Here is a 14,078-nt window from a genome sequence, read left to right as displayed (position 1 = left end):
CCCTGCGCCTGCGTGAACAGGGGAGCGGCCAGTCCTCATTGGTCCTGGCCGGCTCCGTCATGGGCCTACAGGCTGGGCTGTTGCGCCAGTGCGATGCAGGAACTGCCGAGCGCCGCGAAGTGTGGTGCGCAGACCCTGCTGGGTCGCCCGGCTGTCGAGGCGCACGTCGAGAGCGCCGGGGAGCGTGCTGTCGGCCCGCAGGCCGGAGGGCAGCCGGGAGGCATCGAGCCCGTCCCGCTGGGCGATGAGGATGCCTAGCTCGTGACGGCTCACAGCATCGCGGCCTGCGAGGTGGTGGACGCCGGCCGCGTCGGCGGCCGTCAGTTCCAGAAGGGCGGCGGCCAGGTCGGTGACGTGCACGGGGCAGCGGATGTCGTCGGTGAACAGGACGCCGTCGCGGGTGCCATCGGAGAGTTCGTGCACCATCTTCTCGTGCACCGACCGCCCGTGACCGATAATCAGCGATGTCCGGGCGACCACGGCCTGCGGATGTACGGCGAGGACCCCGGTCTCTGCCGCGGCCTTGGCCGCGCCGTAGGGAGTGACGGGGTCGGGGAGGCTCGACTCGTCGTAGTGGACTCGCGCACCGGAGAACACCGCGTCACTGGACACGTGGACCATGCGGATTCCGTGCCTCGCCGCCACCATCGCGAGCCGGATGGGGCCGTCTGCCGTTGTCGCCCAATCGGCCGATCCGCTCGACGCGTTGAGAACGAGCTGCGGGCGCACGTCGGACACGACGGCGTCCAGACTTTCTGCGTCCCGCAGGTCAAGGTGGCACCACGCGGTAGGGGAGGCGGCGCCGGGCTTGGTCGCGTACGTCGCGACGGTCGTTTGCCCCGCTGTTCTCGCCTGCCGGATCAGCTCAGTCCCAAGAAAGCCGCTGCCGCCAACGATCAGAACTGTCATTGCGACACCGTAGACCGGCCCGCGACGATGAAGGCGGCCACCCGGGAGTTCGGGTGACCGCCTTCACGGTCAGCGTGCCGGTGGGGGCTGCCAGAGGTAACGCACGTCTGGCTCGCGCTCGTCGTTGCGCAGACCGCCCGTTCGCTCGACCACGATGAAGCCGTGTCGCTCGTAGAGCCCCTCCGCCGGCCGCTGCTTCTTGGCCAGGGACATGAACCGGTCGCCGTTCCGGGAGGCCGCGGAGCTCAACGAGAAGGCAGCCCGGAACGGCGTACTGGAGCACTCCTTCTGGAACATGGTCGAGTGGGCGGCGAACCTGGAGGGCGCCGGCCTGCACGACGAGGCAATGGCCGTCTTCGGCAAGCTCCTTGATCAGACCCGGCGCGAGGCCGCCGAGGGGCGCACGGCGCTGGCCATCCTCACCTGGGAGCTGGTGCACCTCTCCCGGATGCGCGAGACCACCGGGAGCCGGGCGGACGCCGACGCCACTCGGCGGGAGGCCCTGACCGTCCTGGAGGAGCTGGCGACGACGGGCGAGCAGAAGAACTGGAGCTGCATCCTCGTGTGGTGGGGTGACCCTGTTCGCCCTGTCAGGGCGGGCCGACGAGCCGGCTGCGAGTGCCGAGTCCCCGATGCCGCCGTTCGGCACCGACCTCGGATGGTCGAGCGACACGCGGGATGCCTTTCTCGGCGCCCTGCCAGGGCTCGGCACGGAGGCGGCGCGACTGCACAGGGCTGGCCGACTGCCCGAACTGGTGGATGTCCAGCGCAGAATCACCATCCGCGTGATCCTCCGCGAAGGCAACCGCCCCTATCGGTTCGCGCAGCGGCTCAAGCCGTACTTCGACGAAGGCGTGGCGCTCGCCCGCCGCCTGCCCGAGGACCCTGCCCGCCTCGCCCGGGCCCTGACGGACCGCTCGATGTTCCTCGTCGCCGCCCGGACCTTCGAGCCCGCGTACGCCGACTTCGCCGAGGCCGTCGCCCTCCAAACAGCCGTCTGGTGATGCCCTCCCGCCCGGCGGGAAGCACTCCGGATCACGCTTCTACGCAGGTCAGCGTCGGGGTTCCATGGGTCGGTGATCAGCACAGCGGAGGTCCGCCCGGGGGACGGGTGGTGCTACCTCTTCCGTGGCGTGATGGTCGGCGACGGCCACCGCCGGGCGGGCACGCCGCTGCGCGTCGCCCAGGACGAGGCCGGTGTCCCGCCCGGCGTGTGGAAGGGCCGGGGCCTGGCCGCGCTCGGCCTGACGGCCGGGGACGTAGTGAGCGAGCGGCAGGCCGAGCTGCTCCTAGGGGAGGGCCGGCACCCGGACGCCGACCGGATCGAGCGCGAGCTCCTGGCGCAGGGCAGGAGCCCGGACCAGGCGAGGCGGGCGACCGTGCTGGGCAGGCCCATCGAGCACAACCGCTCCCCGAAGACCGACAAGGCCAAGGAGCGCACCCCCTGGCTGGCCTTCGACCTCGTGTTCCGGCCCCCGCCGACGGCACACATCGCGTGGGCCCTGAGGGACGACAAGCACCGCCTCGTGCTGGAGCTGTGCGACGACATCGCCCGCGACAAGACGCTGGCGTGGCTGGAGGAGTCGGTCGCGGAGATCCGCTGGAAGGCCGGCGGAGCAGCGGGCCCGGGTCAAGGACGGGCTGATTGTCGCGGTCTTCCGGCACTACGAGTCCCAGGGCCACGGAATCGAGACCGCTGCTTCACGCTCACGCGGTCGTGTCGATCCGCGCCCGGCGGCCGCACGACGGTAAGTGGGGCAACCTGTCGGCGGACTGCGGCCGCGGCCGTGTGGGCCCGGGTGCGGCCGGTGGTCGACATCGCGCTGGCCGCCGTCGACGGCGCCGCCGTGGTGTACGTGATGCGCGGCGCCTTCGCGCGCCACCACCTGCTCGCCGAAGCACGCCGCCACCTCTCCTACGTCCTGCGCGGCCGACCCCACCAGCCCGGTCTGGACGAACGAATCGTGCAGACGGCCGTCGATGACTACACCCGCCCCGTCGGGCGCGGCCGGAGGATGCCTGCCGACCTGCGCGCCCTGTACCCGGGCGACACCGAGGACCAGGCCGTGCTGCGCCCGCTGACCCGCAAGCGGACCGCCACGCCGTACGAGCGAGCTCGCCTCGCCGCCGACGCCCTGGCCGCCCGGGTCCACACGAGCTGTACGGAGCGCCTGGGCTCCCGCCCCCGCCCGTACGCCGTCGCCGTGCCCGCCGCCTCGAGGTCGCACCCGCGGCCGTTCCGCACCGGCCCGAAGAACGGCCGCCTCCTGGAGCCGGAGACCGGCGTCGACAGGGTGGAACAGACGCGCCAGACCTTCGAAGCCGCCGCAGCGAAGGTGGCCGCCACGCTCCAGGACAGCCAGCGGGCGCGCGAAGCCGCCCACGGCCCCCGCCCACAGCCCACCCCGGCGACGGCCCAGCAGCCGCAAACCCAGCAACCCGGCACACACCGGGCCGAACCACAGGAGGAGTCACGTGAGCACCCCGGAAGAACGCCCCAACCCCGACGAAGCCCTCGCCCGCGCCCGTGCCGCCCGCGAGCAGATGGCCGCCGCGCTCGACGAGGCCCAGGAGCCCGAAGTCGACGGGCCCGTGGGGTGGCAGCCGATCTGGAAGCGCCCGCGGAAGCCGAAGTCGAAGGCGGCGAAGAAGGCGGAGCTGCGCAAGCAGCGGAAGCGACTCCAGGAAGCCGGGAAGCGCCGCCCCGCCGCGGGGAACGCGCGCCGGCCCCGCTCCCGGCAGAACGGGATCGGCAGCTCGGCCGCGCGCCGCGAGGCCCGCGCCCTGTCCCGGTGCGGCACTCCAACGCCTGGCTGTGGTGACGAGTGACGATCCCGGGCACCGTCCACATAGTGGAGTCCACCCGATGTCGGCATCGCCACCGGATGCAGAACATCCAGTGGGGTCCACTCAGTGGGCTCCACCCGAGTGGGCTCCACCGAGTGGAGCCCCCTCCGGTGCGCCGGACGACGATGGACTCCACCGTGGTGCGCACCGCGATGGTGCGCCACCGCGTCCTGCACCGCACCACTCCGACGATGCACGGCACTCTCGCGCGCGCCGTCGGCCGACCCTTTGTCCGGGTGTGGCCGGACGCGCGCGACCCCCTTGTCCGGCTCCGCTACACCCCCTTGTCCAGCTCTGCTACCGCGACGTTTTTCTTGACATCGCCGGTTTCGGCTTGCGATCAGGTTGCGGTCAAGGGGGTGTGTGATAGAGGAGCCCGCCTGGCTGTGGCGCGCGCCCGGTGCGGTGCGGCGATGCCGGTGGACCGCACCACCGCTGTCCCGGAGGTGCGGCTACGCGGTGGTGCGGTGCGCCGGGTGCGCCTCCATCGCCTGCTTCATTCCCGCGGCCTCCAGCTGGCGCAGGACGTCGGCGACGTCGCCGTGCTCCTCGGTGAGGATGTTCTCGGTGAAGCGGACGATGGTCTGGGCGATGCCCGGCGGGAAAGTGAGCCTGAGCATGATAGGTGTCGCATTTGCACGACAACTGCCGTAGGGAGCACGGAACTACGCCAGACCGATCAGGCCGCGAGCACGGAAGCCTCGTACCCCGCGTCACCTCGCGGGTGCGGCCGGTGCACACACGCCGCGCGGCGCCCGATGCCGGGCCCCCGGTCAGCCGGCTTCCGTCAGGGCCGCGTGCGCGGCGGCGAGGATCTCCTCGGAGAGCGGGGAGCCCTGGGTGGCCCGGGACAGGACCAGAGCACCGACCAGGGTGCACAGCCGGGCGAGGCCGCCCTCGCCACCCCCGACGCCCTCGCCGCCCGCGACGGCCTCGGCGGGGGCGAGGAACGCGGCGAAGTCGGCCACGCCCTCCGCGTAGGTACGGCGCGCCTCGCGGCCTTCGGGTCCGCGCGCGATATCGATGGCGAGAGCCGCGACCGGGCAGCCGTCCGCCGCGTTGTCACGGTGTTCGACGGAGAGGTAGGCGTCGATCAGGGCCCGCTGAGCGGCATCCCGCTGCCCGTCGTGCCGCTCGAGCCCGGCCGCATTGCGCCGTGCGATCTCATCGAAGGCGTGGGCGGTGACCTCATCGACGAGCGCTTCCTTGGAGGCGAACTGCTTGTAGAAGGCACCGTGGGTGAGGCCGGCCGCCTTCATGAGATCGGCGACGCTGACGTGGGTGCCCTGCTCCCGGAACAGCCGCGACGCGGTGTCCACCACCCGCCTGCGATTTTCCTCCGCCTGCGCCTGCGATACGCGGCCCATGGCCACCTCCTGCACGAACCAGTTTGGATGTCGATTGGCATCTATCCTAGTCACGTGTTTAGATTGTGGTTGCAATCTAATTGACGCGGGTGCTCCGACGGCGCCTGCGAGGACTGGAGCGAGCATGGAACTCAAGAACGCGGTCGCGGTGGTCACCGGCGCCAACCGGGGCCTCGGGCGGCACCTGGCCGCCCAGCTCGTGGAGCATGGCGCCAAGGTCTACGCGGCGGCCCGCCGTCCCGAGACGGTCGACCTGCCGGGCGCCCGCCCACTGCGCCTCGACGTGACGGACCAGGAGTCGATACGGGAGGCCGCCCGCATCGCGTCGGACGCGACGCTTCTGATCAACAACGCGGGCGTCTCCACCGGCGCGACGCTGGTCGGCGGCGACCTGGACGAGGTACGTCGTGAGATGGAGACCAACTTCTTCGGCCCGCTCGTCGCCACACGGGCCTTCGCTCCCGTCATCGAGGGCAACGGCGGCGGCGCCGTACTCAACGTCCTGTCCGCCCTGTCCTGGTTCCACCCGGCAGGACTCGGTTCCTACGCGGCCTCCAAGGCCGCCGCCTGGGCGCTGAGCGACGCGACTCGTGAGGAACTGGTGCCCCGCGGGATCACCGTCTCGGCGCTGCACGTCGGCTACATGGACACCGACATGGCCGCCGGCGTGCCCGCCGATCAGAAGGTCGCCGCCGCCGACGTCGCGGCCCAGGCCCTTCACGGCATCGAGACCGGCCTGCCCGAGATCCTCGCCGACGAGACCAGCAGGTACGTCAAGCAGAGCCTGTCCGCGGCGCCCCAGCCGAACGCGGGCTGACGCTCACCCCCTCCACCACGGCACGACGGCCTTCCGGGCCCCCTTACGCAAGGACTTCTCATGCGTTACACGGCCTTCGGCCACAGGACCGGACTACGCGTCTCCGAGTACGCGCTCGGCACCGCGAACTTCGGCACCGGCTGGGGCGCCGGCGCCGAGCCCCACGAGGCCCGCCGGATCTTCGACCGGTTCGCCGAGGCCGGCGGCACCTTCCTCGACGGCGCCGACAGCCACCTCGCAGCCCTCGACGTCCAGCTCACCGACGAGCAGTACGCGTGCCTCGACAAGGTCAGCGCCATGCCGCTCGGCGTACCGCACGAGGGCGTCACGGGCTCGCTGGGCCGCCTCCAGGGCGGCGACGCGGGCAGCGGTCATCGCCCCGGTCGTGCCGGTGGCCTGAGCCCGGAAACACGCGGACCAGGCACTGGCCACTGCCGTGCCGACGCGGAGCGCGCGGACCAGAAGACACCACAAACTGTCTCGTAACGAGACAAAACCCTCACGGGCAGAACACCCCTCCCGCTTGGACGGGAGACCACACGAACGGAGATGACGATGAAGGCCTTCATGGTCGAGAAGTACGGCGACGCGTCCAACATGCGTGCCGCCGAGATACCCGACCCCCAGGTGGGCGCCGACGACGTCCTGGTCAGGATCGACGCGGCGAGTGTCAACCCACTGGACATGAAGATCCGCGACGGTGACCTCAAGCAGATCCTGCCCTACCGTCTCCCGCTCATCCTGGGCAACGACCTCGCCGGGACCGTCGTCCGCGTCGGATCGTCCGTCACCCGCTTCGCGGTGGGCGACGAGGTCTGGGCGCGGCCCGACAAGGACCGCATCGGCACCTTCGCCGAACTCCTCGCCGTCCACCAGGACGACCTGGCGCCCAAGCCCGCCACGCTCACCATGACCGAGGCCGCCTCCCTCCCCCTGGTCGCGCTGACCGCCTGGCAGGCCCTGGTCGAGCGGGCGAACGTCCAGCCGGGCCAGAAGGTCCTCATCCACGCGGGCGCCGGCGGCCTGGGATCCATCACCATCCAACTGGCCAAGGCACTGGGCGCGCACGTGGCCGCCACCGCGAGCACCGCCAAGGTCGGCCTCGTCAAGGACCTCGGCGCGGACGAGGTCATCGACTACCGCACCCAGGACTTCTCCGAACTCCTCACCGGATACGACCTCGTCCTGGACTCCCTCGGCGGCGAGAACCTCGCCAAGTCCCTGCGCATCCTCAAGCCCGGCGGCCTGGCCATCTCCGTGGCGGGCCCGCCCGACCCGGCCACCGCCCGCGAACTCGGCTCGAACCTGGTGCTCCGCCTGGGCATCGCCGCGCTCAGCGCCAAGACCCGGCGCCACGCCAAGCGTCTCGGTGTCACGTACTCCTTCCTGTTCATGAAGGCCAGTGGCGACCAGCTGCGCGAACTCACCCCCCTCATCGACGCCGGGAAGATCCGCCCCGTCGTCGACCAGGTCTTCCCCTTCGATGAGACCCTTCAGGCCATGGAGTACGTCGAGAATGGCCGCGCGAAGGCCGGCAAGGTCGTCGTCTCCATGACGTGAACCCAGGGCAACGGCCCTGCCGTACGCCGAGAACGCCGCCCTCCACAACGAGAAGATCCCGCCCCACGCTCCTTTCTCCCACACCAGGACCCGATCACGAACGCACCGTCCAGCTCCCCCACGCCCACCCCGTCGTCGTACAGGAACGCGCCGACCCGCGCCGTGTCCGTGCACGGCGTGGGCGTCGCCTACCGGCAGCACGGTCCGGACGGCAACTTGCCTGCGAAGAGCGCGGATCAAGTCAGCAACGATGCGAATTCGGCGACAGATGTCGCGCTCAGAGCTTCACGAGAGGGCAGGTCGGGACGGAAGGATGACGACACCGATCGTGCTCAGTCTCATCTACAACGAGCGCCAGGAGTACGACCAGGCCCTGCCCGAGAGACGTCGGATGTCCGCGTACACCCGCGCCCTGACACCCGCCTCTCCCGGCATACGCCATACCGGCGTGACGCCAGAGGTGGCCCACTGCTGCTGGAGGCCATCCATCACCGCGCGGATGGTGTCCTCGTCGGTGGCGGTGACGTCCAGGACCACCAGCCCAGGTTCGGCGATGTGCTGCTCGTTGATGCGCATGCTCCTTGCGACGACACAGCGTGGCCTGCGATTCGTCGGCGGCCGCGTGAACGCCCGGACGAGTGATCGCCGTAGGCGGCTGGGCGCTGGCGGTCGCGTCGGTACGGCCGGGCCCGTAGACAGGGAGGGCAGGCTGCTGCCCGCTGACAGGAAAGGACCGCCAAGTCTGCTGCCTCTCTCGCCGGGGTCCGCGCTACCCCGAGAGCGCGGGCCCGGCGAAATCCCGGCAGCGTGGCGCCCGGGTCGCGCAGTGCGGAGCGCCGTCGTAGACAGAAGGCCATGAGCGAGGAGAAGACGTCGTGGCATCCCGGTGAGATCGTGCCTGCCAGCGGGATCTACGAGTGTGACTGCGGCGGCGAACACCACTGGAGCACCGACGTGAAGGGGCACCGCTTCCCGCCCCTGCCTTCGGGCTGCTCGGGCGAATTCTGGATGCTGCAGAAGCCAGCGCATCCCGAGAACTACCTCGGCTGACCCGGGCCGGGGCACGCCGTGGTGCTGAAGCCTCCTGTGGAACCGATGCTCGCCCAAGCTCGTGAGACCGTCCCCGCAGCAGGCGTCCTGCCCGGTGGCCTGGCGTTCGAGGCGAAGTTCGACGGCTACCGGTGTTTGCTGTTCACCCCGTCCGAGCCGGGCGGCCCGCCGCTGCTCCAGACGCGTCGCGGCTCACTGATCCAGCGGCACTTCCCCGACCTCTTGGCGGCCGCGCGCCAGCTCCCGTACGGCCTGGTCCTCGATGGCGAAGTGGTCGTGTGGTCGGGAGACAGGCTCTCTTTCGAGGCGCTCCAGCGCCTCGCCTCCTCCGGCGACCGTACCGTCCAGCAGTTGGCCGACGCGATGCCCGCGCACTTCATCGCTTTCGACGTCCTTCAGATCGACGGTCAGGAGCTGCTCGCCGAACCGTACGAGCGCCGTCGCGCCGTGTTGGAGGGCTTGTTCCGCGAGCGCGGTTTGACGCCGCCGCGGACGCTCTGCCCGATGACCACCGACCCGGTCGTCGCCCAGGAATGGCTGACGTCTTGGACAGAAGTCCAAGGCGTTGAGGGTCTGGTCATGAAAGGGCATCGGACAGAGATATCTGCCTGGAGCCAGAGGGTGGTTCAAGGTCAGACGGCGGGAGACAACCGAAACCGTGATCGGCGGCATCACCGGCACACTCCAACGGCCGCAGCTGCTCGTTCTCGGACGCTACGACCAAGACGGCCGGCTGCGCGCGGTCGGCCGCACCACGCCTCTGAAGCCGGACGCGGCCCGCCAGCTTGCCGACCACCTCACCGCCGCCGGCGCCGACCACCCGTGGACCGGCGTACGGTTCACCGCCACCTGGGGCAGCCGCGAATCCCTCGTCCCGATCCTCGTGGTCCCGGAGCTCGTCGCGGAGATCAGCGCGGACACCGCGGTCGATTGGGGCGCCTGGCGCCACTCGCTGCGCTTCGTACGGCTGTGCCTGGACGTCACGGTGGCCGACGTCCCGCCGTTCGGGGAAGGCGCGGCACCAGCGGCCGGATGAGCGAGGCTTGTCCCTGTCAGAGCCGGGATATGGCGACGGTCAGCGCCATGAGCTGCGCTTTGACCGATCGGTCGTCGGCCATCGGCCACGTGACCGATCCATGCAACTTCATGACCGGGACCAGTTGGGCAAGCCCAAGGCGACCCTGGGTAAGCCCGCCTTGTCGGTGGCGGCTGGGAGGCTGGGACGCATGGACAGGGATGAGGAGTTGCTGCGCGGCCGGGTCTACGGCGCCGACCACGATTACCCCGGCCCCCGACCCGACCGGCGCTACGCCGAACTGGTCGGCGGCCCACTGGACGGCCTGTTGCTCGACATCACCGGCTGGACGCCCGACGAAGTCGACGCCGGCGTCGCGCTCTCCACCGAGCTGGGGCAGTTCGGCGCCGGCGGCCGGGCTTGTATGGCCCGCGCCCCGGTGACCTGGACCGCAGGGACTGGACCGGCGACGCTCCCTGACCGCCCCTGGCCGACTCGCCCACCGAACCGGCCCGGGGCACGCTGGGAGACGTGAGCAGCGCGCCGATCGTCGTGCACCGGCCCTCGCTCTCAGGCGGCCGGAGAGTCACCGTGCACAGCCACGGCCGGGACGAGATCCTCGGCACCGCCTACAGCGACCACGATCTGGTCGTGTTCCTCGAGGGCGCTGGCGTCGCCGAACCCGAGGCCATGGACGACCCGCAGTGGGTGGAGTGGCGCGGCGGCCCCGCCCACGAGTTCCACGCCGCCTGACTTCCGAAAGTCGCGGGGTCGGAGAGGGAGTTCCTGCCCGACCCCGTCGGCTAGTCGATCAGGTCGTGCAGCCCTACCGTGCAGCCCGCGGCAGCGAGGACACCGGCGAGGACAGCCTTGGGGTAGGACTTCTCGGCGAAGAAGGTCAGCACGCCGAAGCCGATGCCGACGCCGACGGCTATGAAGAGGATCAGCGCGGTGCGCTGCGACAGGAGCGCCGGCTTCCCTTCGGGGGCCGATCCGGGCGTGCTGGGTGGATCAGGGTGTGCGGATGCGGGGGAGTGCTGGTCCCGAGACATCGGGATTCTCCTAGAAGGCGGAGGAGCAGAGACGGCGGACACTCGCGTGGTGTCGTCCGCGGGGGTGTGCGCCGCGCGGTCGGCGGTCCTGCTGCGGCCCTCTGCCTGAGAGCGTCCCTGTGGGGGCTCGGCCCGGCCCAGGGTGGGCGTGTTCAGCGTAGCGGCGATCGGCGCGTGGTTGCCCCTGGTGTCTGGCGGGTGGTCATCGGTACTGCCTCCGGCGTGAGTTCGACATGGCGGGCGGGACAGTCACAGGACTCAGGTGCTTGCGTCTCGTCCTGGCGGGCACGGCTCCTTCACCCCGTAGGGCCGGAAGCCGGCACCCGTACAGCAGCGACCGTGAGAAAGATCCCGGGCACGACGAATGCCCGGACACCTGGTCCGGGCCTTGCGCTGCCGAAGTCCTCTAGCGAGTCGAACGCCAGTAAGGGAGTCGGAGACCTACCGTCTACTCGTGCCCTCCCCGGGAGCGGTTGGCAACCCAGTTGCCCAGCGCGGACAAGCGGACGGCCTCCCCGCCAGTCGGGCGCATTCCGGGCCCGGCAGAGGGCAACATGTCCGCATGACATACGGACCCCACCGCATCGAGGGCGCACCGGCCCTGGGTGCGCTGCCTGGCCAGAAGGGCCCGTTCGGCCGCTGGCCCGAGCCGGGCGTGCTGGATGACACCGACACCGACACCGTCATCGGCGAGTCGGCTGCCGAGGTACCCGTGCCCAGAGACGGGAGCGGGCGGTGACGCTGTGGCGGCAGGTTCTGTCCGCGCTGCACGACGACAGCCTCGACGACGCGGAGCGCGAAGCCATCGTGGCCCGTGGCGCGGCCCAGCTTGCCGCACGTCGTGCCCCCGAGGGGCACCAGCCCACCCCTGACGACGTGATGGGCATCGCCTTCAGCGAGTTCGCGATTCTGCTCGACGCGGACACCGCCCGCACCGCTCTCAACCATTCCGCCCACCGTTGAGGGGTGACCCCGCCGGCCGGGCGGCGTTGTACCCCGCATGACCACCACGTCCGCGACGGTGCGGCCCACTCCTGTCATCGGTGCGCAGCGTGGGAGCGAGGAAACGGTTCCCCGCCCGGACCTGGAGCCGATTTTCACCGAGCTGGCCCGGCGGTGGGAGACGGATGGCCGTCTCGTGCCCGGTCGGCCGGATGAGGCGTGGGCGCTCCTGGCCCGTCGCTATCCCTGGCCGGGACGCTGACCGCGCAGTGCGGGCACGGCCCCCACCGGCTCCCGTACCGAACCCCCAAGGAACCGCAGGCGCTCCCCGGCGCCGCGATTCCGGGCTGCCGGACCGGCACACCGTGGTTGGGCCCACCGGTCCGGCAGCCCCCTCACCATGCAGCTCAGGGCGCACGGGACGGCGCCCGGCAACACGAAGCCCTGGTCCCGACGGAGACCAGGGTTGTCGACCGCACGGCCCGCCGGGGGGAACCAGGGAGCTGTTGACGCGGCCCCGACGCCAGAGCGCGGAATCGGGGGCCGCGGACTGCACCGGCCCGACGTGGGGGTCCAAACCAGTGCACGCGTCACACAGCACAACGCCCGCACCGCCACGAGGACACGTTCCGCGTCAACACAAAGTGCCTTCCACCTCCTGCGAGGATGCTGCTCATGCAGCTGCTTTGGCTCTCACAGCCCGCCAGACCGGCGGCCACGCTGCTCCTGCGCCGCCTGGTGCGGGCAGGCGTCGGGAGGCAGGCTGAGAAGTGCACCGGTCGGGTACGTCGCCGTGCGAAGGGGACCTGTGATGATTCGAATCGCGGATATCCGTGGGTGGCGGACCCATGACGTTGTCGATGTGGGTGGCCACAGGATCGGCGTGCTGAAGGCCGTCTATGTGGACACCAGCCGCAACGAGCCGTCCATGGCCACGGTTCGGTCGGGCCGCCCACCCGCCGCCAGCTGGTCTTCGTTCCGCTGGCCGTGGCGCGATCGTGGGGCCGGGCTACGTGAAGGTCGACTTTGAGGAGTCGCTGGTGAAGAAGTGCCCGGCGATCGGCACGGACGACGTCCTGCCCGCCGGGGGCGAGGCCGCGGTCTTCGCGCACTACGGCATGCCCTACCAGCCCGGCGCGAACGGCGAGCGACGGCTCGCCCGCCGTTGACTGGTCTCATCTAGGAGGCCTGACCCATGACGCTGTTCCTGGTCCTCGTCATCGCGGCGATCGTCCTGGGCATCATCGGCACCGTTGCCGAAGGGCTGTTCTACCTGCTGGCCATCGGCGTCGTGGTGTTCGTCGCCGCCTTGGTCTACCTGGGGATGCACGTGCGGCGCTCCGGCAGCCACCGCCGAACGCTCCGTTGACCGGCCGCGCCTGTGTCTTGGCTCTACCTGGGGAGTAGGGCGCTCACGGTCTTGCCCCCGGCCGCCTGGCGGGTCACGGCGGTGGCGCGGGCGAGCCGGTTGACCAGGGGCCAGCCGAAGCCTCCGGTGCCCCGCCGTTCAGGTCGGGGGTGCGCATGCGCGGCGCCTGTGGGCTGGGGTCGTGCACGGCTACCTCGATGCTGTCCTGGTGTGCGGTCAGGTCCAGGGTGCAGGTGCCGCCGCCGTGGCGCACGGCGTTGGTGACGAGCTCGGAGACGACCAGGACCACCGTGTCGGCGGCCTCGGGTGCGAGAGCCGGTAGGAGACCTTCGAGGAATTCCCGGGCGCTGTCGCGTGCGCCGGCTACGGATGTCGCCGAGCGGAGGGTTGCGACGTTGACGCTCGTCGTGTCCATCAGGGCACCCGGTCTCTGGATCGTCGACGTCCGGTCCTGTCTGCCCGGGGCTTGTGCCCCGGCTGCGGCCCGTTAACCCGGCTCATCCCGGCACCCATCACTGTTCGACGGCGATTACCTCTCTGCCGAACACATGAAAATCTATGTTGGCCGGAGTAGACATTGGGTAGTGGTGTGGTTATGGTTTCTCTCGTAGCTCAGAGAGATCGCGGGGCCCGGCAGAGATGAACTGCCGGGCAGCAGTACCCGCAGTACAGGTAGTTGGAGTCGCAGGACGGTGCGGTGGTGGAGTTTCGAAGCCAGCCTTTTTGCAGGACGGCGACGTGACTGACGACCGGACCGGGTGGCCCGCGGTGATCAGGGGCCGCCACCGTAGTGGCAGTACCCAGCAGTGAAGTCAGCGGTACCTCGGTGAAGGCGTCGGCTGCGGACGCGCGCACCGGGAGGTTCGGCAGTGGGGTTCTAAGCCAGTGCAGACGCAGGACGGGCGACGGGGCTGGCTGCCGAAGAGTGGCGCTGTCAGGCCACTTAGGCGGTTCGCATCACCAGCAGTACGCAGTAGAGCAGTACCAGCAGTAGGAAGTTCCCGTTTGGTACGTAGTTGATCACGAGGGAAGAACGGAGGAACGAAGCACCATCAGGATCGCCCGGGCGGAAGTCGTGAGCCCGGGTACCGCAGGACATCGATAGTGAGGTGGTCTCCGGTCAAGCAACCGCGATCCCCGCACCCCCGAC

The 14,078-nt window shown here is 70.5% G+C and carries 16 protein-coding genes and 6 pseudogenes; 15 read left to right on the top strand and 7 right to left on the bottom strand.

From position 1 onward, the window contains the following. Positions 1-57: 57 nt before the first annotated feature. Both ACFY8U_RS05930 and ACFY8U_RS05925 read right to left on the bottom strand, forming a co-directional pair. Positions 58-909: an SDR family oxidoreductase gene (locus tag ACFY8U_RS05930; protein ID WP_389566241.1), complete on the bottom strand. Its 852-nt coding sequence runs from the start codon at positions 907-909 to the stop codon at positions 58-60. A gap of 69 nt (positions 910-978) precedes the next feature. Further along, positions 979-1,206: a hypothetical protein gene (locus ACFY8U_RS05925; RefSeq protein WP_389566238.1), complete on the bottom strand. Its 228-nt coding sequence runs from the start codon at positions 1,204-1,206 to the stop codon at positions 979-981. A 275-nt stretch (positions 1,207-1,481) separates the two neighbouring features. On the opposite strand from ACFY8U_RS05925, the gene ACFY8U_RS05920 reads away from it, so the two are divergent. The 3 genes and pseudogenes from ACFY8U_RS05920 (at position 1,482) to ACFY8U_RS05910 (ending at position 3,731) form a co-directional block, all read left to right on the top strand. Continuing rightward, positions 1,482-1,913, top strand: a complete 432-nt coding sequence (locus tag ACFY8U_RS05920) for a hypothetical protein (RefSeq protein ID WP_389566236.1) — start codon at positions 1,482-1,484, stop codon at positions 1,911-1,913. A gap of 132 nt (positions 1,914-2,045) precedes the next feature. Next, positions 2,046-2,465 (top strand): annotated as a pseudogene (locus ACFY8U_RS05915) (relaxase domain-containing protein); the annotation flags it as partial. 919 nt (positions 2,466-3,384) lie between these two features. Next, a pseudogene (locus ACFY8U_RS05910) lies at positions 3,385-3,731 on the top strand (hypothetical protein). A 477-nt stretch (positions 3,732-4,208) separates the two neighbouring features. Here ACFY8U_RS05910 and ACFY8U_RS05905 read toward each other — a convergent pair. Together ACFY8U_RS05905 and ACFY8U_RS05900 are read right to left on the bottom strand one after the other, a co-directional pair. Beyond that, positions 4,209-4,376, bottom strand: a complete 168-nt coding sequence (locus ACFY8U_RS05905) for a hypothetical protein (RefSeq protein ID WP_389566233.1) — start codon at positions 4,374-4,376, stop codon at positions 4,209-4,211. A gap of 153 nt (positions 4,377-4,529) precedes the next feature. Continuing rightward, positions 4,530-5,123, bottom strand: coding sequence for a TetR/AcrR family transcriptional regulator (locus tag ACFY8U_RS05900; RefSeq protein ID WP_389566230.1), 594 nt, complete (start codon positions 5,121-5,123; stop codon positions 4,530-4,532). Positions 5,124-5,247: 124 nt separating this feature from the next. Between ACFY8U_RS05900 and ACFY8U_RS05895 the strand changes: the two genes are divergently transcribed. The 3 genes from ACFY8U_RS05895 (at position 5,248) to ACFY8U_RS05885 (ending at position 7,500) form a co-directional block, all read left to right on the top strand. Continuing rightward, positions 5,248-5,940 carry an SDR family oxidoreductase gene (locus ACFY8U_RS05895; RefSeq protein ID WP_389566227.1) on the top strand — a complete coding sequence of 231 codons (693 nt, stop codon included), beginning with the start codon at positions 5,248-5,250 and terminating at the stop codon, positions 5,938-5,940. Positions 5,941-6,000: 60 nt separating this feature from the next. Beyond that, complete coding sequence (locus ACFY8U_RS05890) at positions 6,001-6,426, top strand: hypothetical protein (protein WP_389566224.1); 426 nt, start codon at positions 6,001-6,003, stop codon at positions 6,424-6,426. A 69-nt stretch (positions 6,427-6,495) separates the two neighbouring features. Further along, positions 6,496-7,500, top strand: coding sequence for an NADP-dependent oxidoreductase (locus tag ACFY8U_RS05885; protein ID WP_389568205.1), 1,005 nt, complete (start codon positions 6,496-6,498; stop codon positions 7,498-7,500). A 342-nt stretch (positions 7,501-7,842) separates the two neighbouring features. On the opposite strand, the gene ACFY8U_RS05880 is transcribed toward ACFY8U_RS05885, so the two are convergent. Next, positions 7,843-8,076: a DUF6207 family protein gene (locus ACFY8U_RS05880; protein ID WP_389566221.1), complete on the bottom strand. Its 234-nt coding sequence runs from the start codon at positions 8,074-8,076 to the stop codon at positions 7,843-7,845. A 279-nt stretch (positions 8,077-8,355) separates the two neighbouring features. On the opposite strand from ACFY8U_RS05880, the gene ACFY8U_RS05875 reads away from it, so the two are divergent. From ACFY8U_RS05875 to ACFY8U_RS05855, 5 genes and pseudogenes are all read left to right on the top strand, one after another. Further along, positions 8,356-8,550 carry a hypothetical protein gene (locus ACFY8U_RS05875; protein WP_389566218.1) on the top strand — a complete coding sequence of 65 codons (195 nt, stop codon included), beginning with the start codon at positions 8,356-8,358 and terminating at the stop codon, positions 8,548-8,550. A 45-nt stretch (positions 8,551-8,595) separates the two neighbouring features. Beyond that, a pseudogene (locus tag ACFY8U_RS05870) lies at positions 8,596-9,078 on the top strand (ATP-dependent DNA ligase); the annotation flags it as partial. 130 nt (positions 9,079-9,208) lie between these two features. Continuing rightward, positions 9,209-9,586, top strand: coding sequence for a hypothetical protein (locus tag ACFY8U_RS05865; protein WP_389566217.1), 378 nt, complete (start codon positions 9,209-9,211; stop codon positions 9,584-9,586). 190 nt (positions 9,587-9,776) lie between these two features. Further along, positions 9,777-10,045, top strand: a pseudogene (locus ACFY8U_RS05860) (hypothetical protein). Between the two features lie 51 nt (positions 10,046-10,096). After that, entirely contained in the window at positions 10,097-10,318 is a 222-nt protein-coding gene (locus ACFY8U_RS05855) for a hypothetical protein (protein WP_389566215.1), read from the top strand. A 50-nt stretch (positions 10,319-10,368) separates the two neighbouring features. On the opposite strand, the gene ACFY8U_RS05850 is transcribed toward ACFY8U_RS05855, so the two are convergent. Continuing rightward, complete coding sequence (locus tag ACFY8U_RS05850) at positions 10,369-10,617, bottom strand: hypothetical protein (protein ID WP_389566213.1); 249 nt, start codon at positions 10,615-10,617, stop codon at positions 10,369-10,371. A 562-nt stretch (positions 10,618-11,179) separates the two neighbouring features. On the opposite strand from ACFY8U_RS05850, the gene ACFY8U_RS05845 reads away from it, so the two are divergent. From ACFY8U_RS05845 to ACFY8U_RS05830, 4 genes and pseudogenes are all read left to right on the top strand, one after another. Beyond that, a complete protein-coding gene (locus ACFY8U_RS05845; RefSeq protein ID WP_389566210.1) occupies positions 11,180-11,356 on the top strand; it encodes a hypothetical protein in 177 nt (58 codons plus the stop codon). Beyond that, positions 11,353-11,580 carry a hypothetical protein gene (locus tag ACFY8U_RS05840; protein WP_389566208.1) on the top strand — a complete coding sequence of 76 codons (228 nt, stop codon included), beginning with the start codon at positions 11,353-11,355 and terminating at the stop codon, positions 11,578-11,580. The genes ACFY8U_RS05845 and ACFY8U_RS05840 overlap by 4 nt, the downstream gene beginning before the upstream one ends. Positions 11,581-12,370: 790 nt before the next feature. Further along, a pseudogene (locus ACFY8U_RS05835) lies at positions 12,371-12,728 on the top strand (PRC-barrel domain-containing protein). A 26-nt stretch (positions 12,729-12,754) separates the two neighbouring features. Continuing rightward, positions 12,755-12,928 (top strand): hypothetical protein, encoded by a 174-nt coding sequence (locus tag ACFY8U_RS05830; RefSeq protein ID WP_389566205.1) that lies wholly within the window; start codon positions 12,755-12,757, stop codon positions 12,926-12,928. 23 nt (positions 12,929-12,951) lie between these two features. On the opposite strand, the pseudogene ACFY8U_RS05825 reads toward ACFY8U_RS05830, so the two are convergent. Beyond that, a pseudogene (locus ACFY8U_RS05825) lies at positions 12,952-13,343 on the bottom strand (ATP-binding protein). Positions 13,344-14,078: the final 735 nt, after the last annotated feature.

This window comes from Streptomyces sp. NPDC012508, from assembly GCF_042902595.1.
In the GTDB taxonomy this organism is placed as follows: domain Bacteria; phylum Actinomycetota; class Actinomycetes; order Streptomycetales; family Streptomycetaceae; genus Streptomyces.
This window is presented reverse-complemented; position numbering and strand designations above follow the sequence as displayed.